The organism is Mucilaginibacter sp. GW821-FHT07H05 (assembly GCF_059418485.1).
The window spans coordinates 491,346-514,380 of sequence record NZ_JBWKPY010000004.1 but is presented as its reverse complement, the minus strand read 5'-3'; the positions used below and the strand labels follow the sequence as shown (position 1 = coordinate 514,380).

The following is a 23,035-nucleotide window of genomic DNA, read 5'->3' as shown; positions in this document are numbered from 1 at the left end:
AATAATACGATCACAATAACCAACAAAGCAGCCGATAATATATGTGACATAAGCTTACGATTTAAATATGTTAACGCCCACTATTCCGTTCAGCAAGATCTTTGAGTTTACGGGCAGTTCCACCCACGATGGCGAGTTAACATCGCTTCGCTGTACCTCGTTTTCGTTTAAAATAGTGCGCTCGCCAAACGAAGCGAGGTAAAATTTACCATCCGATTTATTATACCTGATCTGCAAATGCGGCGTATTCACCCATTCGGTAGGCAGTTTAAAGATGTTAGTATCTTCACGGGTTTCCTCATCGCCCGAAACGATGATCTCGTCATCCTTCATGATATATTCTACCTTTTTGCCTGCAAACTGCTTTTCGGGGAGGATAGTTTCAAACCGGGCGAAGCTTTTTTTGCGGTCATCGGCAGGGGAATCTTCATCATATTCCAGGTCGCCGATATAAGGCAACTCATAGTATCCTTCGCTGTAATAATTAAAACCCTTTAATATATCCTGACTTACATCAAATGTTTGCGCGATGCCTGTTTGACGGGGAATGAAGGTTACCCTTAGGTTTTCTTCTTTTTTAGTGCTGCCCGGCAGTAATTTCCCTATAAAGCCGATATCTCCGCGGGCATAATCGGGATGCGATACTAAACGGAACACCCATTTAGAACTTGATGGTACTACCGTTTTACCTGCGGCCCGGTATTGCTTTAATTGCTCATAGAACTTTTTAACCGTTTCATTCACAATCAGCCCGAAGATACCCTGTTTATTGTTCATAAACTCCTGGTAATCATCAGGGTTAAAGCTGATAATATACTCGTGGTAAAACACAACCCGATCCGCAAAGGATAGCTGGCGGATAGAGTCGCTAAACTTATCGATCACATAATTATAAACGTCATCGGGCGTGAGGATTTGCTGTTTTTTAGATTTGGAGGTGTTTTCGCTGGTTAAAAACCAGTCCTGTATCCCCATACGTTGCCAGATAGAAGTTTTAGGATTCATGTAAATTAATATATCGGGTTTTAGTTATTCAAGTCACTCTAAATTAACAGGTTTACAGGCACAGATGTTTGAACTATTAATTATTATACTTATAGTTAATAACCAGGCCTGTCGCGATTTTAATCATTGCCCGGAGGGTTATTTGTAGTGTCGATGGCCGCGCTATCCGGTTCGTACATGTTTTTTTGCCTGTCTTTTTCTATTTGCTCCTTAATACCGGCATTGATAATGGAATCGGTAAGCCGTTGTTTTTCGCGCCTGGCTGCCGCGGCGTTCCTTCTGATCGTGTTACTATCGGTTTGGGCCGAATCGGGCATTGTCTGTGTAGCCGGATTAATCGGTATTGCCCGCCTGGTGAATAATAAGTAAGAGGTGTAAGTCATAAAACCCAGCAGCAAGATAATCAAACCTGCAAATACCGGTTTAGACATTTGGATCATATTACTGTAATCCGGTCCGGCAGTGCTTGCTTCTTCAACAATTTCTGCTACTTCCTGCTGCGCAACTACCTTGTCAGTTTTAACGGGTTCATCGGCCCGGATGTCGGCAATGCTGTTTTCTATAATGGCATCGTGCAGTTCCATACCATTGGCATACCGGCTGTCAGGCGATTTTTCCAGGCATTTATATACTAATTTTAGTAACCAGCCCGGTACATTCATCTCGTGTTTCTGCTGTTGCGCCGACCAGTTTGCAGGCAGGTTTTGTTTGCGCAGCTGCAACAGATCGGGTACGGGCGATTCCATGTGGGCAACCATTACGGCGTTGCGGGCGGTTTCGCCGTTATCATGTAAAGGGAAAGGCACGGTGCCGGCTAATAATTCGTACAAGATAACCCCATAGCTGTAAATATCGGTTTGGAATAACATCTTGCCTTCGTTTTGCTCGGGCGCCATAAACTCAATAGCCCCGGCATGGCGCATGCTGGTACGGCGCTGCTCGTCGGACATAACCGACAGGCCAAAATCCAGCAGTACATAATTGCCCGAGTAGATATTGAATTTGATATTATTACTTTTGATATCGCCGTGCTTAACGCCAACCTTATGGCAATGTGCCAGGGCGCAAGCCAGCTGATCGGCTAATTTTACCGCATCTTTTAATTTAAACAGTATATCGTTAGGCGCTGTCAGCAGTTCGCCAAGATCAGGCCCTTCAATAAACTCCATTTCAATAAAGGGGAACGATCCGCTTTCGGTAATGCCCGAGTTGAGTATTTTTACGACGTTGGGATTGGGTATTTCGTTAACTTTTTTTAGTTTATCTACCTCATTCAGGAAATTACGGTAATTTTTGTCGTCCATACTTTCGGTATGGATGGGTGTGGGTAAAATTTTTACAGCTGTAATAATAGGCCCTATGCGGCGGCCTTTGTAAACCGAACCTTGTCCACCCGTTCGCAATGCCCCCATGTTTTCAAGGCCTTCGGTTATTGTAAATACTTTGCTCATGCTTAATTAATGGTACGTAAATTCTAACAACAATAAAAGGCTTTAGTTCACATTTAACTGCATATTTGTTTGCAAATTGTATGCCCTTAAAAAATCTGCAGGGTATTGCCATTTTATCCGGTTGCAGGCAAGTTAACTTACAGGTAATTTATGAACGGAGATCTCTGTTTTTTTAAACTTTGTCCTTTTGTTTAAGATGCTTATAATCAGCGTAATTATCCACATGGCTTGTTAATATCCTGTTGATATCCCGCCCTGTTTATGTGAGTAAGCTGTTGATAAAAAGGATGTTATCATACTGAACAAATAATTTAACTATCTGTTATTTTATTATTGCTAAACAGGATGGATAACAACCCCCGATGCTTATGAATGCGTTTTATCAAAAGCTTAATGAGTTTGGCTCACTGGTACATACCACAAGCCTTACAAAAAACATGAATATGGCCAGTTATTTTACGGTATTGCACCCGGCCTATCCAATAGTTAAAAACCCGGATAATACCCGCCCCGGCATCCGCTTTAACCAGAGTTGCCCACGTGCTGTTAAACGCGAGGTGGCTATGCTTTGGAAGATGGTATTTGGGAGGTGAGTTCATAGTTGATGGTTCATAGTTCATAGTGGAGGAGCGGTTTTGCTGCAATATATCTGTCATGAACCATTAACTATTATCCATGAACTTTCTCACCACTTATTTACCTTTCTACTACAATTATCGGCCGCCAAATGTGTATCTTTGTGCCATCAAAAAACAATTTCAAAACATTTAATGAAGGTATTTATTTCAGGACTGCCCTTACAAGTAGGAGAGGGCGAATTAACAGAGGTTTTTAGTGATTTCGGGCCGGTAAAATCGCTCCGTATTATTAAAGATCATCAAACAAAGCAAAGCAAAGGCTTTGGTTTTGTTGAAATGGTGAACGAGGATGAAGCCAAGGAAGCCATTAAATACATGAACGGTCAACGTTATTATGAGAACATTATCCGTGTTAACGTAGCCGAAGATAAAGGCCCGCGCCCAACCAATGGCGGCGGCGGCAACGGTGGCAAGCGCAGGTTTTAAACCTGCTTTACAAACAAAATTTTATTGAAATACATATAAGCCGGTACCGTCCGGCTTTTTTTGTGGACCTCATCCTACCCTCTCCGAAGAGTAATAGCCATGAATAGACATTATGGATATGAGTTTATAAGGGTAGTCCCCGCTGGGGACAATTCCATTTTTTTCTTCCATGCTACAAACAGGTAGTCACTCCGGGACATAGAAGCATCATCGAATATGGATGGATAAGCCAGGTTTTATGTCCCGGAGGGACTACCTGTTTGTAGAAACGTAACAGAAATCATAATGCCCCGGGCAGGGGCTACCCTACTCTCCTTCGGAGAGGATTAGGAGAGGTCATTCCTCCTCAAAAACAATCTTCACCTGCACGCTCAGATCATCATTAATGCGGGCAAACTGTTTGGGGTTGCGGGTAAAGTCGGGGTCGGTATCTAAATAGATCTCGGTTACCTTAATAATCTCCGGATCAAACTCGCTGCCGGCATGGTACTCATAGTCGGGGTTATGTTCCAGGTGTTCTTTTATATGCTGGTACTCCTTACCGGTTACCATAATTGTCTTTTCTGCTTTCATATTTTCAGTCCGAAAGTCCGGAAGTCCGAAAGACGGAAATCCGGATGGGTGTATAATTGGTTGATATAACTGCTAATTTACTAATACTATAATAATCTTTTGCTTCCCGACTTCCGGACTTTCCGTCTTCCCGACTTTAGCTCAGTATCTCCGCTATCTCCTCAAAGCCTTTTTCTTTAGCCAGATCGGCTGGCAGCTTGCCGCCTTCCATACGGGTATTTACTTCGGCGCCATGTTCTAACAACAGTATCAATATCTCGGTATTGCCATTTTGTGCCGCCGAATGCAAGGGCGTAGAGCCGGCCTGTTGTTTTACATTAACCTGCGCGCCGGCATTAACCAGCATACGGGCAATATCGGTATAATTACCGGCCACGGCCGAGTGGATAGGATACACATGGAAACCATTGTTTGATGGCAGGTTAACATCGGCGCCCTTTAGTACCAGGTAACGGGCTACCTCGGCCTGGCCAAAATAACAGGCTAAGCCCAGGGGAGTAAAGCCATCAGGAGCATAATCGTTAACCGAATCTGGGTGGGTGCCAACAATATAGGCCACCACATCAAACTTACCCACGGCCGATGCTTCAAATAAGCTCACTTCATCCACAAACTTCAGCAGCAGCGCAGATACCTCGGGCTTTTTAAAGTAGCACGACAGCATCAGCGGCGAAACGTTATGACTGGTTGGCGCCTTCGCGAGGGCTGGGTTTTCCTGTAATAATGTGTTTAGTCCGTTTAAGTCGCCGGCGGCAATCAGTTCTTCCAGTTTATCGGTGTTCATTAATTCAATATTACGAAAAAAAGGTTATCAATGTATAAATGAAATATTACGACGATTTAACCACGGAGGGCACGGAGATTTTTCACAGAGCTCACAGAGAAGGCCTCACCTAAATCCTCTCCAAAGGAGAGGACTTAAGAAGCACATTTTTAGAACCCTCTCCACTGGAGAGAGCAGGGTGAGGCTCTCTGTACTTTGTTGTTAAAATCGCCCAAACTAAATTTGTATCATTTTAGCACAATAATTACTTATATGTCATTTATTCGTGACGTTTATTAAAATGCTTTTATTTTTCAATGCATAATAACTTAATTTGTGCACTACCTACACTACCCCTATGATCATGAAAAATACCATCGGTGTTTTTTTAGGTTTAGCGGGTTGTTTTTTTGCTTTTAATGCCCACGGGCAAAAGGTGTTGACCATGAAAGAGGCCATACAAACGGCCCTGGATAATTACGGTACTATAAAAGCTAAAGCCAGCCAGCTAAATGCTTCAAAAGCATATTTAAAAGAAACAAAATCAGAATACCTGCCCGATCTCAGCGTATCGGCACAGCAGGATTACGGTACGGTTAACGGAACCAACGGCCCGCTTTATGGTTACCGCGGCCTCAGCGTAGCCTCATCTGGCCCGGCGCTCAACAATCAAAACTGGAACTCGGCTTTCGGCGCCTTATACCTGGGTAATATCAATTGGGATTTTTTTACTTTTGGCCGCGCTAAGGAAAAAATTAAGGTACAGCAAAGCGTAGTAAACCTGAATGAGACCGACCTGCAGCAGGAACAATTTCAGCACGAGGTGCGGGTTGCGGGCGCTTATCTTAATTTGCTGGCCGCCCAGCGCTTATCCAAATCGCAGGAAAATAATTTGGCCCGCGCGCAGGAACTCACGCGCGTAGTAATAGCCCGTGTAAAGAACGGATTGAATGCAGGTGTAGACAGTTCACTGGCCAATGCCGAGGTATCCAGCGCTAAAATAGCCCTGACCCGAGCGCAGGACGTGGAGCAGGAGCAAGCCAACATCCTGGCCCAGTATTTAGGCATTCCACCACAGGCCTTTACGCTGGATAGCGTGTTTGTAACCAAAGCGCCCCGGTCGGCAGATCAGCAGGCGGCTGTAACCATACAAAATCACCCGCTGTTAAAATATTACGAGAACAGGATAGGTGTAAGCGACGAGCAGACTAAGTATTATAAAACATTTGCCTACCCCACTTTCAGTTTATTTGGTGTGATGCAGGGCAGGGGATCGGGCTTTAAGCCGGATTACGCGACCAACCAGAATGATTATACCCGCAGCTACGGTGCCGGGGTTGACCCTACCCGCTACAATTACCTGTTTGGCGTAGGCATGGTATGGAACCTGACTAATCCCCTGCGCATCAAATACCAGGTGCAATCGCAAAAATATACTTCTATGCAGTATAAGGATGAGTACGATCTGGTTACGCAGCGCCTCAGCGCCCAGCAGCAGTTAGCCGAAACCAGGATCAGCAACGCGCTGAAAAACTATAGCGAAGCGCCCATACAGGTAAAGGCCGCGGGCGATGCTTACCTGCAAAAATATACGCTTTACAAAAACGGCTTATCTAATATCGTCGACTTTACTACGGCGCTGTTTACCCTGAACCGGGCCGAAACCGACCGTGATATTGCCTATAATAATGTGTGGCAGGCCATGCTGTATAAAGCGGCCGCCACCGGCGATTTCGGGATCTTTATCAATAATTTTTAACAATAAGCAGGATTACAACATGGGAATGATAAAAAGCGCATTGCAGAAACCCATAACCATACTGGTTATTGTGGCCGGGCTGTTCTTTTTTGGGATAGGCGCTGTACGTACCATTAAGATTGATATTTTTCCGGACCTTAACCTTCCGGTGATCTATATTTCGCACCCTTACGGCGGTTTCACCCCCGATCAGATGGAATCGTACTTTGGCCGGCAGTATGTGAATTTGCTGCTGTATGTATCGGGTGTAAAAAGTATCGAAACACGTAATATCCAGGGTTTAACTTTATTAAAACTAACATTTTACGAGGGCACTAATATGGCCCAGGCGGCAGCGGAGGTGTCCACGTTCAGCAACAGGGCCCAGGCTATCTTCCCCAACGGGTCGCAGCCGCCGTTCATTATCCGGTTCGATGCTTCTACGCTGCCGGTAGGGCAACTGGTACTCAGCAGCCCCAAGCGTACCAATAACGAGCTGCTGGATCTGGCCAACGTATATGTGCGCGGGTCGTTCAGTACTATTCCCGGTTTAATTTCGCCGGCGCCGTTTGGTGGTAATATCCGTACTATTGTTATCAAAGCCGACCCCGAACTGCTGCGCGCCCACAATTTAACGCCCGACCAGTTAGTGGCCGCTTTACGCGATAATAACCAAACATCGCCCGCGGGTAACGTACGTATAGGCGATTATAACTACTTAACCCCAACCAATACAGGAGTAAAAAATATTCCCGATTTTGGCGATATCCCCCTCTATAAAAATGGCGTACAAACTGTTTTTATGAAAGATGTAGCCACTATTGAGGATGGAGCGGATATTACATCCAGCTACGCGCTGGTCAACGGCAAGCGTTCGGTTTATCTGCCCATTACCAAATCGGCCGACGCGTCGACCTGGGAGGTGGTACAAAACCTGAAGAAAGCCATCCCCAAGTTCCAGGCCCTGCTGCCCGAGGATGTGAAGTTGTCTTACGTGTTCGATCAATCGGTATATGTGATCAACTCGGTAAAGAGTTTAGTCAGCGAAGGCGCAATCGGCGCTGTGCTGACCGGCTTAATGGTATTGCTGTTTTTGGGCGATAAACGCGGTGCATTGATCGTGATCCTCACTATCCCGACATCTATTATATCGGGCATTTTGTTCCTTAACCTGTTCCATCAAACCATCAATATCATGACGCTGAGCGGCCTCTCGCTGGCGGTAGGTATTTTGGTAGATGAATCGACGGTGACGATAGAGAACATTCACCAGCACTTTGATATGGGTAAGCCCAAGGCCCTGGCCATCTGGGATGCCTGTAAGGAGATTGCCTTCCCTAAATTATTGATCCTGTTTTGTATCCTGGCCGTATTTGCCCCAGCCTTTACCATGAGGGGGATCCCCGGCGCGCTGTTTTTACCGCTGGCATTGGCTATCGGTTTTTCTATGGTGATATCGTATCTGCTGGCGCAAACCTTTGTGCCGATAATGGCCAACTGGATCATGATCAATAAGCATGAGGATAAAAACTACGGCAAGCATCACACCATTGAAGAAGGCGACAGCTGGGACCAGAAAAAGGTTTTGATAGAACATCCCGCGCATGATAAAGAGGGTAAGCTCAGCAAATTCGACCGCTTTCGTGAACGTTATATGCGGTTGATTGATAGGATGCTGCCTAACCGCAAGATTATTGCCAGCATTTACATCATCGGCGCGCTTGCCGTAGTTGTACTGCTGATCACCACTATTGGCCGCGATGTATTGCCTAAAGTAAACTCGGGCACTTTCCAGGTACGTTTACGTGCGCCTGATGGCACCCGGCTGGAGCGTACAGAACTGATCACCCTTAATGCCATTAAGATACTGGAAGGCATTGTAGGTAAAAAGAATATCGAGGTAACTTCGGCTATGGTAGGGCAGCATCCGGGGCAGTTTTCTACCAGTCCTATTTACCTGTTTATGGCCGGTCCGCAGGAAGCGGTTCTGCAGGTGAACCTGAAAGAAGACTACAAAGTAAACCTGGACGAACTGAAGGAAAAGCTGCGGGCAGCTATCAAAAAGGAAATGCCAACGGTAAAAATGTCTTTCGAGCCGATAGAACTGACCGATAAAATATTAAGCCAGGGTTCGCCAACACCGGTGGAAGTGGTGATAGGCAGTAAAAATAAAAAGCAAAACGTGGCCTATGCCTTTAAAGTGATGGATAAACTAAAAAAGATCCCTTACCTGCGCGATGTGCAATTGGGGCAATCGATAGCTTACCCTGCTATGAATATTAATATCGACCGTACCCGTTCCGCCCAGTTAGGCTTAGGTGTTAGTGAAATATCCCGCTCGCTTACGGCATCAACCTCATCATCCCGGTTTACCGAAAAAAATGTTTGGATTGATCCAAAAGTGGGATTAAGCTACAGCGTACAGGTAGAAATCCCCGAATACCAGATGGCCAGCGCTAATAACCTGGGCGAGATACCGCTGATGAGCAATAAGCCGCGCCCCGTATTGAACGATGTAGCTGATATCACACCCGGCACAACCAACGGCGAGAATGACGACATTGGCTCGTTACCGATACTAAGCGTTACCGCCAACCTGAATAATATGGATTTGGGTACCGCTAACGATGATGTGCAAAAAGCCATTAAATCATTAGGGAAATTACCGCGCGGCTTAAATATCAATACCCGAGGTTTAACTACCACCTTAACCGATACGCTGGATAGCTTGCAAAGCGGCTTATTGGTTGCCGTAATAGTGATCTTTTTGATGCTGGCGGCTAATTTCCAGTCGTTTAAGGTATCGCTGGTGGTGTTATCTACCGTGCCGGCTGTGTTGTTGGGTTCGCTGTTACTGGTGCGGCTAACCGGGGCTACGCTTAACCTGCAATCGTACATGGGGATGATCATGTCGGTAGGGGTATCCATCGCTAACTCGGTGCTACTGATCACCAATGCCGAGGAATTGCGCAAGCATAATGGAGATGCGTTAAAATCGGCCCGCGAAGCGGCTGCCCTGCGGATGCGTCCCATCCTGATGACCAGTGTAGCCATGATCGTAGGTATGATCCCTATGGCATCGGGCCTGGGCGAGGGTGGCGATCAGACATCACCATTGGGGCGTGCCGTAATCGGCGGTTTGTTAGCATCAACCTTTGCCGCTTTATTAATTTTACCATTGGTATTTGCCTGGGTACAGGGCAAAGCCAGCACACAATCCGTATCGTTAGACCCTGAAGATAAAGAGAGTAAATTTTATATCCCCCTGCATCATGCGCATAAAAAATAAACACTACACCACCATATTGATGCTGGCAGCGGCGCTCGGCATTTTGTCATCCTGCAACTCGGGTACAAAAGAAAAAACGGCAGAGGCCGATAGTACCGCGCAGCCTGCCGCTATTGAAGTGATCCCGGCCGAAAAAGGTAAACTGAGCACCAGTTTACAGGTACCCGGCGAGTTAGTGCCCTACCAACAGGTAGACCTGTACGCCAAGGTAAACAGCTACGTAAAAAAAATGCTGGTTGATGTAGGTTCGGAAGTGCAGGCGGGCCAGCTATTGGTTACCCTGGAGGCGCCCGAAATTAATTCGCAGTTGGCAGGTGCCAAATCGCGCATCGCGCAGCAGCAGGCTATTTATTTAGCCAGCAAAGCAACGTACGATCGCCTGTTGAGCACCAGCAAAACCCCGGGCACCATATCGCAAAACGACCTTGACCAGGCCGAGGCCCGTAAAAATGCCGACTATGCCAATGTGCAGGCAGCCAAATCAGCATCGGAGGAGGTGACCGCTAACCGTAATTATTTAGAGATCCGTGCGCCGTTTAGCGGGGTAATTACCGCCCGTAATGTAAACCTGGGCGCCTATGTTGGTCCGTCGGGTAAGGGATCCGATCAACCGCTGCTGGTATTGCAGCAGCAAAATAAATTGCGTTTGGTGATCTCCATCCCCGAATCGTCAACCGGCGGATTGAGTACTAAGGACGAAGTGAGCTTTACCGTAAGGGCCTTACCAAATCAAACCTTTACCGCTAAGGTGGCACGTTTAGCGGGCGCCCTGGATGATAAACTGCGTTCGGAACGTTTGGAAATGGATGTGCTAAATGCCGGCAAGAAACTATTGCCTGGCATGTATGCCGAGGTAAACCTGCCCTTACCGGGCCGCGACAGCGCTTTTGTGATCCCGAAATCGGCCCTGGTGATATCTACCGAAAAGGTATTTGTGATACGGGTAGTTAACCACAAAGCCGAATGGGTACCCGTGCAAAAAGGCTTGCAGGCCGATGGAAAAGTTGAAGTGCACGGCAACCTGAAAGTAGGAGATATGTTAGTGAAAGCGGCTAATGATGAGATAAGGGATGGGCAGGATGTGAATGAAGAATTGGCAAAACCGAAGGAGTAGCCAATTTCCGTGATTGTCATTCTGAGCGATAGCGAAGAATCTATCGTAAGCAGAGCGGATATGCAAATCAGATTTGTATAGCGTGGGATTCTTCGCTATCGCTCAGAATGACAAGCTTTTTTAATAACAAGTTTAACTTAATCCGTCTGTCCCGCTAATAAAAACAGCACCGCCATACGTATCGCCACCCCATTTTCTACCTGATCGAGGATAATGGATTGCTTGCTGTCGGCTACATCGGTAGTGATTTCTACACCGCGGTTAATAGGGCCGGGGTGCATCACGGTGATCTCTTTATCCAGTCCATCCAGTATCTGCTTATTCAAACCATACAGCATCGTGTATTCACGCAGGGAGGGGAAGTATTTAATATCCTGACGCTCTAACTGGATGCGCAGCATATTGGCTACATCGCACCAGTTAAGGGCTTTGATCAGGTTGTGTTCAACTTTAACGCCTAAAGATGTGATGTATTTGGGGATCAGCGTTGTTGGTCCGCAAACCATTACTTCGGCGCCCAGCATTTTAAGGCATAGGATATTGGATAAAGCCACGCGCGAGTGCAGGATATCGCCAACGATCACCACTTTTTTACCAGCCACATCGCCATGTTTTTCGCGGATGGAAAAGGCATCCAGCAAGGCTTGGGTAGGGTGTTCGTGCGCGCCGTCGCCGGCATTTACTATCTGGGCTTTTACGTGTTTGGACAGGAATACCCCTGCGCCCGCATAGGGGTGGCGCATCACTACCATGTCCACCTTCATGGCCAGGATATTGTTAACCGTATCGATCAGGGTCTCGCCCTTGCTTACTGATGAAGACGATGCCGCGAAGTTCACCACATCTGCCGAAAGGCGTTTCTCTGCCAGTTCAAACGAAAGGCGGGTACGGGTAGAGTTTTCGAAAAATATATTGGCAATGGTAACGTCGCGCAGGGAGGGGACTTTCTTAATCGGGCGGTTCAGCACCGATTTAAAATTATCAGCCGTTTCAAAAATTAACTGAATATCCGCAGGAGTTAAATCTTTTATACCTAATAAGTGACGTGTGCTTAAAGCCATAATTTAATCTCGGTATCTTCTTATCTATTTGTTATCACTTAGTAAAACTATTTTATCCTCGCCATCTGTTTCCTTCCAGGAAACTACCACTTTTTGCGATGCGATGGAATCCACCTCAATCCCCGTATAATCCGCAGCAACGGGAATGTGGCGTGAATAACGGCGATCAACCAGGGTCAAAAACTCAATCTTTTCAGGGCGGCCAAAGGCCATCAGGGCATCCATGGCGGCGCGGATAGTTCGGCCGGTCCACAATACATCATCCATCAGGATCACTTTTTTGCCTTCTATCACAAAATCAATACGGGTTTGGTTGGGGATCAGCTGTTCCCGGCGCCGAAAATCGTCGCGGTAAAAGGTAATATCCAGGTCGCCGTGTAAAATACTGCTGCCGGGTAATATCTTACGCAGTTCGTCGGCTATGCGCTTGGCCAGGTAAATACCACGGGGTTGTATGCCGATGATTGCCGAATTGGAAAAATCGTTATGATTTTCAATTAACTGACGACATAAACGTTGTATGGTAATTTGAAATTTCGGACCGTCGAGCAGGATGGGATTGAGCATCGTTGGGTTGATTTGGGCAAAGTTATAAAATAGTTCGGATTTTTCGGTGTGATTTACTTTGAATAAAAATACCGGCCCCTTTTACTTTACCATATCGCAAACCTGCAAGAGGGAAAGGTGTAAAATTTTATAAAAACAAAAGCCCCGGATTTACTAACCCGGGGCCTGTTGATATGATGTAAACGGCTATGTTTAGGCTTCGGCCAGGCTATCGCCCGTTACTGTTTCTTTAATTTTGGCTTCCAGCTCTTCCATTAATTCGGGGTTATCCAGTATTAACTGCTTAACTGCGTCGCGGCCCTGGCCCAGGCGAGTTTCGCCATAACTAAACCACGATCCCGCTTTTTTAATGATGTTATGATCTACACCCAGGTCAATAATTTCGCCGGCTTTAGAGATACCCTCGCCAAACATAATATCAAACTCGGCTATACGGAATGGCGGGGCCACTTTGTTTTTTACAATCTTTACCTTCACACGATTACCTGATACTTCGTCGGTATCTTTAATTTGCGAGATCCGGCGTACATCTAAACGGATGGAAGCATAAAATTTCAGGGCGTTACCACCGGTAGTAGTTTCGGGGTTACCAAACATTACACCTATTTTATCGCGCAGCTGGTTAATAAATATGCAGCAGCAACCGGTTTTGCTAATGGTGCCTGTTAACTTACGCAAGGCCTGCGACATTAAACGGGCATGTAACCCCATTTTAGAATCGCCCATTTCGCCTTCTATCTCGCTTTTTGGCACCAGGGCCGCAACCGAGTCTATCACCAGGATATCAATAGCGCCCGATCGGATTAGGTTATCGGCAATTTCTAAAGCCTGCTCGCCGTTATCGGGCTGAGAGATGAGCAGGTTCTCTACATCCACACCTAATTTTTTAGCATAAAAACGGTCGAAGGCATGCTCCGCGTCAATAAAGGCGGCAATGCCACCTGCTTTTTGCGATTCGGCAATGGCATGGATGGCCAGCGTAGTTTTACCGGATGATTCCGGACCGTATATTTCTATTACACGGCCTTTAGGCAAACCACCTACGCCCAGGGCAATATCCAGCCCTAATGATCCGGTTGATATCACCTCGATAGGTTCTATCTCGGTATCGCCGAGTTTCATAATGGTTCCCTTACCGTATGATTTTTCCAGCTTATCAAGCGTAAGCTGTAATGCTTTAAGTTTATCTGCGTTAGCCATTTTTAAAATTTGTATGGAACAAATATAAATAAATATTTATTAATTACTAATTTTTTTAGTAAATTATTTTTTACTCCGAAAGTCGGGAAAGACCGAAAGCCGGAAGACGTATCCTTTATCCAAACTTAGTTAATGAGTATGCAGTAATCAAATTTGTTTACCAACATTCTTTTAAGCATTAACATCTTTCGGACTTTCGGTCTTTCCAGACTTTTTTTTACTTAAAAAAATCCTGCTGACATAGGGCTGTCACTCCCCCATGGTTTCTTTGTATCATCAACAACAAACAGACATGAACCAGATTGAAATTTTTAAAAATGAGCTGGCGCTGGAAGCCCAGATCACCCGTAAAATGTTAAGCATTGTGCCAAACGATAAATACGACTGGCAGCCACATCCAAAAAGCATGACCATCCGCAGGCTGGTAAGTCACCTTGCCGAAATACCGGGGTGGATAGCGATGGTATTAACTACAGATGAATTAGATTTTGCCACCAGCGAGATGCCGCCGCAGTTTGATGATACGCAGAATACGCTGTTCTTTTTTGAAAAATGCGTGTCAGAATCAATGGCACAACTGGAAACTGCTACCGAAGAAGAATTAAGCAAACCATGGAGCATGCGCAACGGCGATATGATCTATTTCACCAATACCAAAGCCGAAGTGATCAGGATGTCGCTTTCGCAGATCATCCACCACCGTGCGCAGTTGGGTGTATTTTTACGCCTGCTGGATATATCCATTCCCGGCAGCTACGGCCCAAGCGCTGATGAAATGATGGAAATGGCGTTTTCGTAAAAAGAAGGCCTCACCCTGCCCTCTCCAGGGGAGAGGGTTCAAAAACTATTTAATACACTTTCTTAAGCCCTCTCCTTTGGAGAGGGTTTGGGTGAGGCTTTAATATCCTCCGTCCGCACCACCTTGTCCTTCATCACCTGCTCAAAATACTTGCAAAATCCGGTTAACGGACAAATTTCGCACTTTGGCCTGCGGGCCACGCAAATATAGCGGCCATGCAGTATCAGCCAGTGGTGCGCTATGGCTATCGTATGCTTTGGCAGGTGTTTCATTAATTGTTTTTCGACCGCTAAAGGGGTGCGGGCATTGCTGGTTAAGCCAATCCGGTTTGCCACACGGAAAACGTGTGTATCTACCGCCATGGCCGGGATATCATAAATTACAGAGGCGATTACATTGGCGGTTTTGCGGCCAACGCCGGGCATTTTTTGCAGCAGGTTTAAATCAGACGGTACCTCGCCGTGGAATTCGCCGGTAAGCATTTGTGCCATGCCTACCAGGTGTTTGGCCTTATTATTAGGGTAACTTACGCTGCGGATATAAGTAAAAACTTCTTCGGGGGTAGATAAGGCTAATGATTCGGGTGTGGGAAAGCGATCGAACAAGGCGGGGGTAACCTGGTTAATGCGCTTATCGGTACACTGCGCCGAAAGGATAACCGCCACCAGCAATTCATATGGGTTGGTATAGTTTAATTCGGTAACGGGATTGGGTTGGTGCTTCGAAAAATAATCGACAAACAGGCGGTAGCGTTCTTGTTTAAGCATCAGCAAATATAGGGAAGTCATTGGTCATTTGTGTCTTCCCTTTAGTTGTCAAAGTAAGTAATTATATTAAATTATTACCTCTTTTATTCCAGATTTGTGGGCTTCGACTGGTATGGAAAACAGCATAAATAGTAATTATAGTTTTCTCGCTATTTAAAACATAATGTACCATAAAAGGGAACTTTTTTATAACCATGCATCTCACATTATTATATCTAATAGCATACAGTCCTGCAGAGGTTTTTAATTTATTAATTTGCTTGATAGTTTGTTTTTGGAAGCGTTCACCCAAACCGGCTAATTGGTCATTATACCAATTAGTAGCTTTTTGAATATCCAGTAACGTTTCGGGAGATATTTTTATTAAATACTCCGGCATTAAAAACTAAGTGTTTTTGATGCAATTTCCCAATCAAGTAATTCTTGTGGACTTTCTTGAGCTTTTTTTATACGTTCATTTACTAAACGTTGATGTTCAACAGGAATAGTAATATCATTCCAAATCATTTCGTTGAGTTCAAGCTTTTCTGTTGGGGATAACTTTTTTACAACATCTTTAAGTTGACTAAGAGATAATTCAATTGCTATCATAATATCAAATTTAAAGGAATTATTTAATTGAATAATTAAAAATCATCAAGATTTGCTTAACTGAATACTAAAAACAGAAAAAAGCAAAGCAACCCCGGGGCTTCGGAGGAAAAAGAAAAGCCTTAAGTCAAAATATCGGATAATTTGAAAGGGTAACGGGCAATGGTAACTGACTTAAGACTTTTTTGCGGGAACTGGTTAACGCAGGCTTTTTGAAAAATTCAGGATATTGTCAATAGTTTGCTGTTGAGGTGCTCTTTTCAGCAGATCAAGATCGGCGCGGATGGTATGGTAAAACACCATTTCATCTGCATCCATTAACGCTATCACATCCGATTCCATCATGTTAGCTTTGTTAACAGGTACATTTAAAGTTTTAGTAGAGGTTTCATCCATAAGCTTTTTAATGATTTATATGGTTATTAACGCAAGCTACATTGAAATATTTTGTTAAATGAAAATTAAATGAAATTTTTTTCAGAAAATGCGGAAAGGCAGGAGTTATAGCTGTATTAGAAACGTAACGAGGCAATGAAAAATTGTGAAAGCAGCGGTATAAAAAAAGGCTGCCCCTTTAAGGGGCAGCCCGCATTAATAAAACATAATTAAACTAATTGTAAATCACACAATTAATTCTTTAAGCTCAATTCCTTATTCTGCATCATTTTACGCAGGTTATTTAAGGCGTAGCGCATACGGCCCAGGGCGGTGTTAATGCTTACCTGGGTAATATCGGCAATCTCTTTAAAGCTAAGGTCGCCAAAGTGGCGCATAATCAGTACTTCCTTTTGTTCTTCGGGCAATAAGTAGATCAATGATTTCAGGTCTTTATAAGTTTGTTCGCGCACCAGGCGGTCTTCAGCGCTTTCATCATAATGGCCTAAAACTTCAAATATATCAAAGTCGTCGCCGCCGCTTACTAAAGGCGTACGTTTTTCACGGCGGAAATGGTCTATTACCAGGTTATGGGCTATCCGGGCAACCCATGGTAAAAACTTGCCTTCTTCGTTATATTTCCCGGCTTTTAAGGTATTAATTACCTTGATAAAGGTATCCTGAAAAATATCTTCGGCCAAAGCCTCATCTTTTACCAATAAGTAAATGGAAGTATAAATTTTGGATTGATAACGCCTGATCAACTCTACCAAACCGCTTTCATCACCGGCGATATACAGATGGATTAAATCCTGATCACTTTTCAATTGAAAATCCATAGAACTTGTGCTACTTTAAATTAAAGTTAAAAACTAAAATATGTCTCTTTTAAAGTAAAGTTCTAATCTATAGGGAAGCTCCTTTGTAGTTTTGTGTTTACCAAATAAAATGATTTATCATTAAAAAAACAAATTATTTACATTTATTAACATTTGGATGATTGATACAATAATACTAATGTTTTTACGTGCAAAGCGTTATTTAATGCCCATCAATTATTTACAGCCTAAATATAAGAAACTTTTAGTTGATATATACAAGGATTGAAACTATTTTTTTAGTTGTTTTAAATAAAAGCGGGGTGGCGTATAGCACCACCCCGCTTTTATGTTACCTGTTTAGCTCTTTATAACTTATGCGGATAAACCTGCACGCCGCCCACCCATGTTTCCGAAACCGCGATATTACGCATCTGCATACCATCGGGTAAATTAAGCGGGTCGTTCTCCAGTATTACCAGATCGGCAAAAAGGCCGGTTGCTAACGATCCAACCCATTGGTCGGCATAACATTGCCAGGCCGCATCGTAGGTTACCGCTACCAGGGCTTGTTCGGGTGTTATACATTCGGCAGGGTTTAATATATTGTCATCGGTATCATCCGGGCCAGCTTCCATAAAGCGTGTAACGGCCTGTTCCATCATACGCAGCGGGCCTAATGGCGTAACCTGGTTATCGCTATGCAAAGTAATGCGCAGGTTATTGTTAAGGGCCGAGTTGCAGCGGTCGAGAAACTGCACCTTTTCCCCGCCAAATATCACCTGGCTAAAAGCATAGCCCCAATACCCCACATGCCCTATCAAAAAGCTTGGCGAAATACCCAGCTGGGCCATGGTTTGTATCTGGTCATTTGTCAGTAACGAGCAATGTTCTATACGGTGTCGTACGGTACTGTCTGGTTTAACCGCATTTTGATAAGCTGCTATCGCAAATGTCACAGCCGTATCGCCATTGGCGTGGATCATTAGCGGCCAGCCTTTATTAACTACCACCTCGGCTACCATATCCTCATAAACAGGGGGGATGGTTTGCGCGTTGACACCCACCTGCGGGAAATTGAACAAGCCATAATTATGTGGCGGGTTACAGCAATACGGTTCGGATTGGTAGCCGGTTAATCCCTGGTTAGATCCGTCTGAAACCAGTTTGACATGCCCGTAATAAACATGGTTATAAGACGATGGAATGGTATATTTTGGCAAATTGCTCACATCATCGCCGGTTAGGCAAAGCTGGGCAGCACCAACACGCACTTTTTTGTACCCCAGGTCAAAGTAAATGTCCAACCCTTCCTTATAATGCGGGGTCATGGCGGCATCATACATAAAGGTTATCCCTCTCGAGTTTGCCAGTGTAAACAGTTCGTTGATATAGCTTATGGCGGGGATGCTTAATATGGCCAGCTGGGCTTTTACCTCAATTACCTCCAGCGCCGGGCCCATTTCGGCTTCCTCCTGTAATTGCCCTTTTGTTTGGTGCATGTAATGGTGCAGGGTAATATACTTATGTCTTATTTTTTCGCTGTTATCAAATACAAATTTAAGGGCCGGGCTATTTAAGTAAAGTGTATGCATAGATGCGCTTAATAAAAACATCGGTGTTTCCGCCTCTATCTTGTCAAGGTCTTGGTAATGTATGGTTTGCAGTTCCATTTGCGTTGTATCTGCTGCCGAAACAAAGGGCATTAAAGCCGGGTCCATATCCTTGCCAAAAATAAAATCTACCGGGTAGTTTTTCCGGCCCTTAATCACCCTGGCCACATGTTCCATATTATAACCAGCCCGCAGGTGCTGCCCGTCAAATCCGCCTACATCCAGCCAGCCCGTTGTTAAGGCCGTAGGCATAATATGCACATGCGGGTCTATAAAGCCGGGCAGTAATGTTTGTGTACCGGTTAATGTTTTAGTGCTGTGAAATGGATGGTGGAATAACATGTACTCTTTTACCCTGAGCTCTGTTCCGGATACTACCACATTTCCGTCGGCTATACCTATGGCTTCAACGGTATCGGTAGCTATCCCGTTTATCATAGGCCTGATGGTGCCGCCAGTGATCATTATTGATCGCAATTCGACGGGAATGACTGACTTTGGCGGGGCGGCCCCGGCCATTTTTTCCAGGTTAGCTTTGCTAAAAATAGTTTCGCCTAATATTTCAAAAATGGGGTTGTTGCACGCGCAATGAGTACAACCAGGTGTGTGGTGGTGTGCCATAATATGATAAAATTTAGATCTGTAATGAGTTGTTCATACTTTTTTACCTGCAACCGGCAAAACCGGACCATCATTTTAACAGGTATTAAGTATCAACAATGTATGTAATGTATTTTTTGCGTTAATTAAAAAGAGGACAAGGCTTGTGTTTTATGGTGATGAAACGGGAAAGGATGTGTATTAACCTCCGGAGGGCATGAGGCCCGGTATGGATTTAATCACAAAGGGCACGGAGATTTTTCACAGAGGACACTAAGGCATTGCCGGTATTTTTTTATAAATAGTTAAAACCGAACAAAAGCTTTGTGTCCTTTGTGCTTCCTGCCTCTGTGTTCTTAGTGGTTAAGCTTTCATTACAATCACCTGATAATTAAATCTCAATCCCATTTGGAAGTTGCTAAATATTTTAGGATTTTTGCATTCCGCTGAAAGCGGGCAGCTTATGGTTAACAGATTGTAGTTCATTGGCCGGAATTTTTTTTGGCCTTTACCCTGAACCATCAACCATGAACAATGAACTAAAAAGAATGAGTACAGAAGCAGAAAAAGACCCTAAAAAACATATTATTATTAAAGGGGCCCGGGTGCACAATCTTAAAAATATGGATGTGGCCATCCCTAAAAACAAGTTGGTGGTTATCACCGGCATGTCGGGATCGGGCAAATCCTCCCTGGCTTTTGATACACTTTATGCCGAGGGCCAAAGGCGCTATGTAGAAAGCCTGTCCAGCTATGCGCGCCAGTTTTTGGGCCGTATGAATAAGCCCGATGTAGATTATATTAAAGGCATAGCCCCGGCTATCGCTATCGAACAAAAGGTAATTACATCTAACCCGCGCTCAACCGTGGGTACATCAACCGAGATATACGATTACCTGAAACTGCTTTTTTCGCGTATCGGCAAAACCATATCGCCGGTATCGGGCAGCATCGTTAAAAAGGATACCGTTACCGATGTAGTAAACTTTATCGCCTCGCAGCCTGATGAAACACAAGTAACCATCCTTTGCCCGCTGCATCCGCACAATAACCGTAGCCTGAAAGAAGAACTGGCGGTACTGCTGCAAAAAGGTTTTATCCGCGTGGAGTTTAACGGTACACTGGCCCGTATTGAAAATATACTGGAAGACGAAAATATTGTCAATGTTTTAATGGGTGATGAGGCCGAAGGTAAAAAGACCAAAGCCAAAAGCGCAAAGCAAAAAGCCGAAGCCCTGGAGCCAACCATCCGCATCGTTATTGATAGGATTGTAAAGAATAACGAAGACGAGACCTTAAGCCGCGCGGCAGACAGCGCCCAAACCGCCTTTTTTGAAGGCAAAGGCGATTGCTATGTACGTTATCAGCAGCCCGATAGTGATGCCGAAGGCGAAAAGTTTTTTTGCGATAGGTTTGAACTGGACGGGATCCGTTTTGAGGAACCGTCGGCTAATTTCTTCAGCTTTAATAATCCTTATGGCGCTTGTAAACGCTGTGAGGGTTATGGTAAAGTGATTGGTATTGACGAAGATTTGGTTATCCCCGATAAAAGTAAAAGTGTTTACGATGGCGCTATTGCCCCATGGCGCGGCGAAAAAATGCGCGAGTGGAACGATAACCTGGTAAAAAACGCCCTGAAGTTTGATTTCCCTATCCATCGCCAGTATAACCAGCTAACCGAACAGCAGCAACGTTTGCTGTGGACCGGCAACGCATATTTTACCGGGCTCGATGCTTTTTTTAAAGAGCTGGAAGAACAAACCTATAAGATACAATACCGGGTAATGCTATCGCGCTATCGCGGTAAAACTACCTGCCCCGAGTGTAAAGGCAGCCGCCTGCGTCAGGATGCATCGTATGTAAAAATAGCCGGTAAAAGTATTACTGATATTGTACTGATGCCGCTGGATAAGGCGCTGGATTTTTTCAGTAATATAGAGCTGAGCCAGCACGATGAAAAGATAGGCAAGCGTTTACTGACCGAGATCAACAACCGCCTGCTGTTTTTAAATGATGTGGGCCTGAGCTATTTAACACTTAACCGTTTATCAAATACGCTATCGGGTGGCGAATCGCAGCGGATTAACCTGGCTACCTCATTAGGCAGCAGTTTGGTAGGCTCGGTTTATGTATTGGACGAGCCAAGCATCGGCCTGCATCCGCGCGATACGCAACGACTGATCACGGTGTTGAAATCCCTGCGCGATGTAGGTAACACCGTATTAGTTGTAGAGCATGAGGAAGAAATTATGCAGGCTGCCGATTACCTGATCGATATTGGTCCGGCGGCCGGTACCCATGGCGGCGAACTATGCTTTGCCGGTACTTATGATGAGATTATTAAGGATGATAACAGCCTTACCGGCCGCTACCTGAGTGGTAAAGAGCAGATAGCCATACCCGCCCAGCGCCGTAAATGGAACGATTATATTGAATTGAAAGGCGCCCGCGAGAATAACCTGAAACATGTAAATGTAAAGTTCCCGCTGCAGGCGCTTACCGTAGTTACAGGCGTATCCGGATCTGGCAAAACCAGTTTGGTGAAGCGGATACTGGCGCCTGCCCTGCAAAAAACACTGGGTAATTATACCGGCGAGCAAACCGGCAGCTATGATAGTATAGAGGGCGATTATAATAAGATTGAACAGGTAGAGATGGTAGATCAAAACCCCATCGGCCGTTCATCACGCTCAAACCCGGTTACTTATGTGAAGGCCTGGGACGAGGTGCGTAACCTGTTTGCCAACTTGCCGGCCGCCAAAGCCGCGGGATTAAAGCCATCGGCTTTTTCTTTTAACGTAGAGGGCGGCCGCTGCGATGTTTGCCAGGGCGAAGGCGAGGTGAAGATAGAGATGCAGTTTATGGCTGATATCTTTTTGCCTTGCGAATCGTGCAACGGCAAACGCTTTAAACAGCACGTGCTGGATGTGCAATATCAGGAAAAAAACGTGTCGGACATTTTGGGTATGACCATTGACGAAGCGCTGGAATTCTTCAAAAAGGACACCAAGATCCTGAATAAAATAAAACCGCTGGTTGATGTAGGGTTAGGCTATGTACAGTTAGGCCAGTCGTCCAACACACTTTCGGGCGGCGAGGCGCAGCGTATTAAGCTGGCATCGTTCCTGGTAAAAGGGAATAATACCCATAAAACATTATTTATTTTTGATGAGCCCACCACCGGCCTTCATTTTGCCGATATCAAAAAGCTACTGAAATCATTCGACGCCCTGCTGGATAACGGTAACACCATTATTGTTATTGAACACAATATGGATGTGATAAAAAGCGCCGATTGGGTAATAGACATTGGCCCCGAAGGCGGCGATAACGGCGGTAAGGTGATGTTTGAAGGTATGCCGGAAGATTTAATCAAGGTGAAGGACAGCTATACCGGGAAGTTTTTGAAAGAGCGGTTTGCTCTTAGTCATTAGTCACTGGTCATCAGTCATTAGTAAAAAGTGGGGGCTCCGATATAAATACATCGGAGCCTTTATATTGCTACACCAATGACTAATAACCAATGACAGCGTAGCGAAATCACCCAAAAACAACAAAGGCTGCTTTTGATTGCTCAAAAACAGCCCGTTAATAGGGGTAACTCGAAACTAAAACTTAGGCAATATCGCCACACTATATGAAGATTT

The 23,035-nt window shown here is 45.0% G+C and carries 20 protein-coding genes; 7 read left to right on the top strand and 13 right to left on the bottom strand.

Going from position 1 to position 23,035, the window contains the following annotated elements:
- Positions 1–54 precede the first annotated feature (54 nt).
- Complete coding sequence (locus AC07M6_RS13395; RefSeq protein ID WP_494890159.1) at positions 55–1,005, bottom strand: hypothetical protein; 951 nt, start codon at positions 1,003–1,005, stop codon at positions 55–57.
- 119 nt (positions 1,006–1,124) lie between these two features.
- Positions 1,125–2,456 carry a serine/threonine-protein kinase gene (locus tag AC07M6_RS13390; protein WP_494890157.1) on the bottom strand — a complete coding sequence of 444 codons (1,332 nt, stop codon included), beginning with the start codon at positions 2,454–2,456 and terminating at the stop codon, positions 1,125–1,127.
- Positions 2,457–2,824: 368 nt separating this feature from the next.
- Between AC07M6_RS13390 and AC07M6_RS13385 the strand changes: the two genes are divergently transcribed.
- Positions 2,825–3,049, top strand: a complete 225-nt coding sequence (locus AC07M6_RS13385) for a hypothetical protein (RefSeq protein WP_494890155.1) — start codon at positions 2,825–2,827, stop codon at positions 3,047–3,049.
- Between the two features lie 177 nt (positions 3,050–3,226).
- Positions 3,227–3,520, top strand: coding sequence for an RNA recognition motif domain-containing protein (locus AC07M6_RS13380; RefSeq protein ID WP_494890153.1), 294 nt, complete (start codon positions 3,227–3,229; stop codon positions 3,518–3,520).
- A 336-nt stretch (positions 3,521–3,856) separates the two neighbouring features.
- Here the strand turns inward: AC07M6_RS13380 and AC07M6_RS13375 are convergent, their stop codons facing one another.
- Together AC07M6_RS13375 and AC07M6_RS13370 are read right to left on the bottom strand one after the other, a co-directional pair.
- The gene (locus tag AC07M6_RS13375; RefSeq protein ID WP_494890151.1) at positions 3,857–4,093 is read right to left on the bottom strand and encodes a hypothetical protein; all 237 of its coding nucleotides are present in this window, start codon (positions 4,091–4,093) and stop codon (positions 3,857–3,859) included.
- Positions 4,094–4,229: 136 nt separating this feature from the next.
- A complete protein-coding gene (locus AC07M6_RS13370) occupies positions 4,230–4,877 on the bottom strand; it encodes an ankyrin repeat domain-containing protein (RefSeq protein WP_494890149.1) in 648 nt (215 codons plus the stop codon).
- A 343-nt stretch (positions 4,878–5,220) separates the two neighbouring features.
- Between AC07M6_RS13370 and AC07M6_RS13365 the strand changes: the two genes are divergently transcribed.
- Genes AC07M6_RS13365 through AC07M6_RS13355 form a run of 3 tightly spaced genes read left to right on the top strand, consistent with a single transcriptional unit; the run spans position 5,221 to position 10,997 of the window.
- Positions 5,221–6,615, top strand: coding sequence for a TolC family protein (locus tag AC07M6_RS13365; RefSeq protein ID WP_494890147.1), 1,395 nt, complete (start codon positions 5,221–5,223; stop codon positions 6,613–6,615).
- 19 nt (positions 6,616–6,634) lie between these two features.
- Positions 6,635–9,883, top strand: a complete 3,249-nt coding sequence (locus AC07M6_RS13360) for an efflux RND transporter permease subunit (RefSeq protein ID WP_494890145.1) — start codon at positions 6,635–6,637, stop codon at positions 9,881–9,883.
- Positions 9,867–10,997 carry an efflux RND transporter periplasmic adaptor subunit gene (locus AC07M6_RS13355; RefSeq protein WP_494890143.1) on the top strand — a complete coding sequence of 377 codons (1,131 nt, stop codon included), beginning with the start codon at positions 9,867–9,869 and terminating at the stop codon, positions 10,995–10,997. The genes AC07M6_RS13360 and AC07M6_RS13355 overlap by 17 nt, the downstream gene beginning before the upstream one ends.
- Positions 10,998–11,134: 137 nt before the next feature.
- Here AC07M6_RS13355 and AC07M6_RS13350 read toward each other — a convergent pair whose 3' ends face one another.
- The 3 genes from AC07M6_RS13350 to recA form a co-directional block, all read right to left on the bottom strand.
- Positions 11,135–12,058: an aspartate carbamoyltransferase catalytic subunit gene (locus AC07M6_RS13350; RefSeq protein ID WP_494890141.1), complete on the bottom strand. Its 924-nt coding sequence runs from the start codon at positions 12,056–12,058 to the stop codon at positions 11,135–11,137.
- Positions 12,059–12,082: 24 nt separating this feature from the next.
- Positions 12,083–12,625 (bottom strand): bifunctional pyr operon transcriptional regulator/uracil phosphoribosyltransferase PyrR, encoded by a 543-nt coding sequence (gene pyrR, locus AC07M6_RS13345; protein ID WP_494890139.1) that lies wholly within the window; start codon positions 12,623–12,625, stop codon positions 12,083–12,085.
- A gap of 192 nt (positions 12,626–12,817) precedes the next feature.
- On the bottom strand, positions 12,818–13,825 hold the full coding sequence (recA, locus tag AC07M6_RS13340; protein WP_494890137.1) for a recombinase RecA: 1,008 nt from the start codon (positions 13,823–13,825) through the stop codon (positions 12,818–12,820).
- A 292-nt stretch (positions 13,826–14,117) separates the two neighbouring features.
- Between recA and AC07M6_RS13335 the strand changes: the two genes are divergently transcribed.
- A complete protein-coding gene (locus AC07M6_RS13335; RefSeq protein WP_494890135.1) occupies positions 14,118–14,624 on the top strand; it encodes a DinB family protein in 507 nt (168 codons plus the stop codon).
- Positions 14,625–14,686: 62 nt separating this feature from the next.
- Here AC07M6_RS13335 and nth read toward each other — a convergent pair whose 3' ends face one another.
- The 6 genes from nth to AC07M6_RS13305 form a co-directional block, all read right to left on the bottom strand.
- A complete protein-coding gene (nth, locus tag AC07M6_RS13330) occupies positions 14,687–15,391 on the bottom strand; it encodes an endonuclease III (RefSeq protein WP_494890133.1) in 705 nt (234 codons plus the stop codon).
- 61 nt (positions 15,392–15,452) lie between these two features.
- Positions 15,453–15,770 carry a hypothetical protein gene (locus AC07M6_RS13325; RefSeq protein ID WP_494890131.1) on the bottom strand — a complete coding sequence of 106 codons (318 nt, stop codon included), beginning with the start codon at positions 15,768–15,770 and terminating at the stop codon, positions 15,453–15,455.
- On the bottom strand, positions 15,770–15,982 hold the full coding sequence (locus AC07M6_RS13320) for a hypothetical protein (protein ID WP_494890129.1): 213 nt from the start codon (positions 15,980–15,982) through the stop codon (positions 15,770–15,772). The genes AC07M6_RS13325 and AC07M6_RS13320 overlap by 1 nt, the downstream gene beginning before the upstream one ends.
- 198 nt (positions 15,983–16,180) lie before the next feature.
- Entirely contained in the window at positions 16,181–16,378 is a 198-nt protein-coding gene (locus tag AC07M6_RS13315) for a hypothetical protein (RefSeq protein WP_494890127.1), read from the bottom strand.
- Between the two features lie 233 nt (positions 16,379–16,611).
- Positions 16,612–17,196 carry an RNA polymerase sigma factor gene (locus AC07M6_RS13310; protein WP_494890125.1) on the bottom strand — a complete coding sequence of 195 codons (585 nt, stop codon included), beginning with the start codon at positions 17,194–17,196 and terminating at the stop codon, positions 16,612–16,614.
- A gap of 347 nt (positions 17,197–17,543) precedes the next feature.
- The gene (locus tag AC07M6_RS13305) at positions 17,544–19,409 is read right to left on the bottom strand and encodes an amidohydrolase (RefSeq protein WP_494890123.1); all 1,866 of its coding nucleotides are present in this window, start codon (positions 19,407–19,409) and stop codon (positions 17,544–17,546) included.
- A 527-nt stretch (positions 19,410–19,936) separates the two neighbouring features.
- Here AC07M6_RS13305 and uvrA point away from each other — a divergent pair.
- On the top strand, positions 19,937–22,822 hold the full coding sequence (gene uvrA / locus AC07M6_RS13300; RefSeq protein WP_494890121.1) for an excinuclease ABC subunit UvrA: 2,886 nt from the start codon (positions 19,937–19,939) through the stop codon (positions 22,820–22,822).
- The last annotated feature ends 213 nt before the right edge of the window (positions 22,823–23,035 follow it).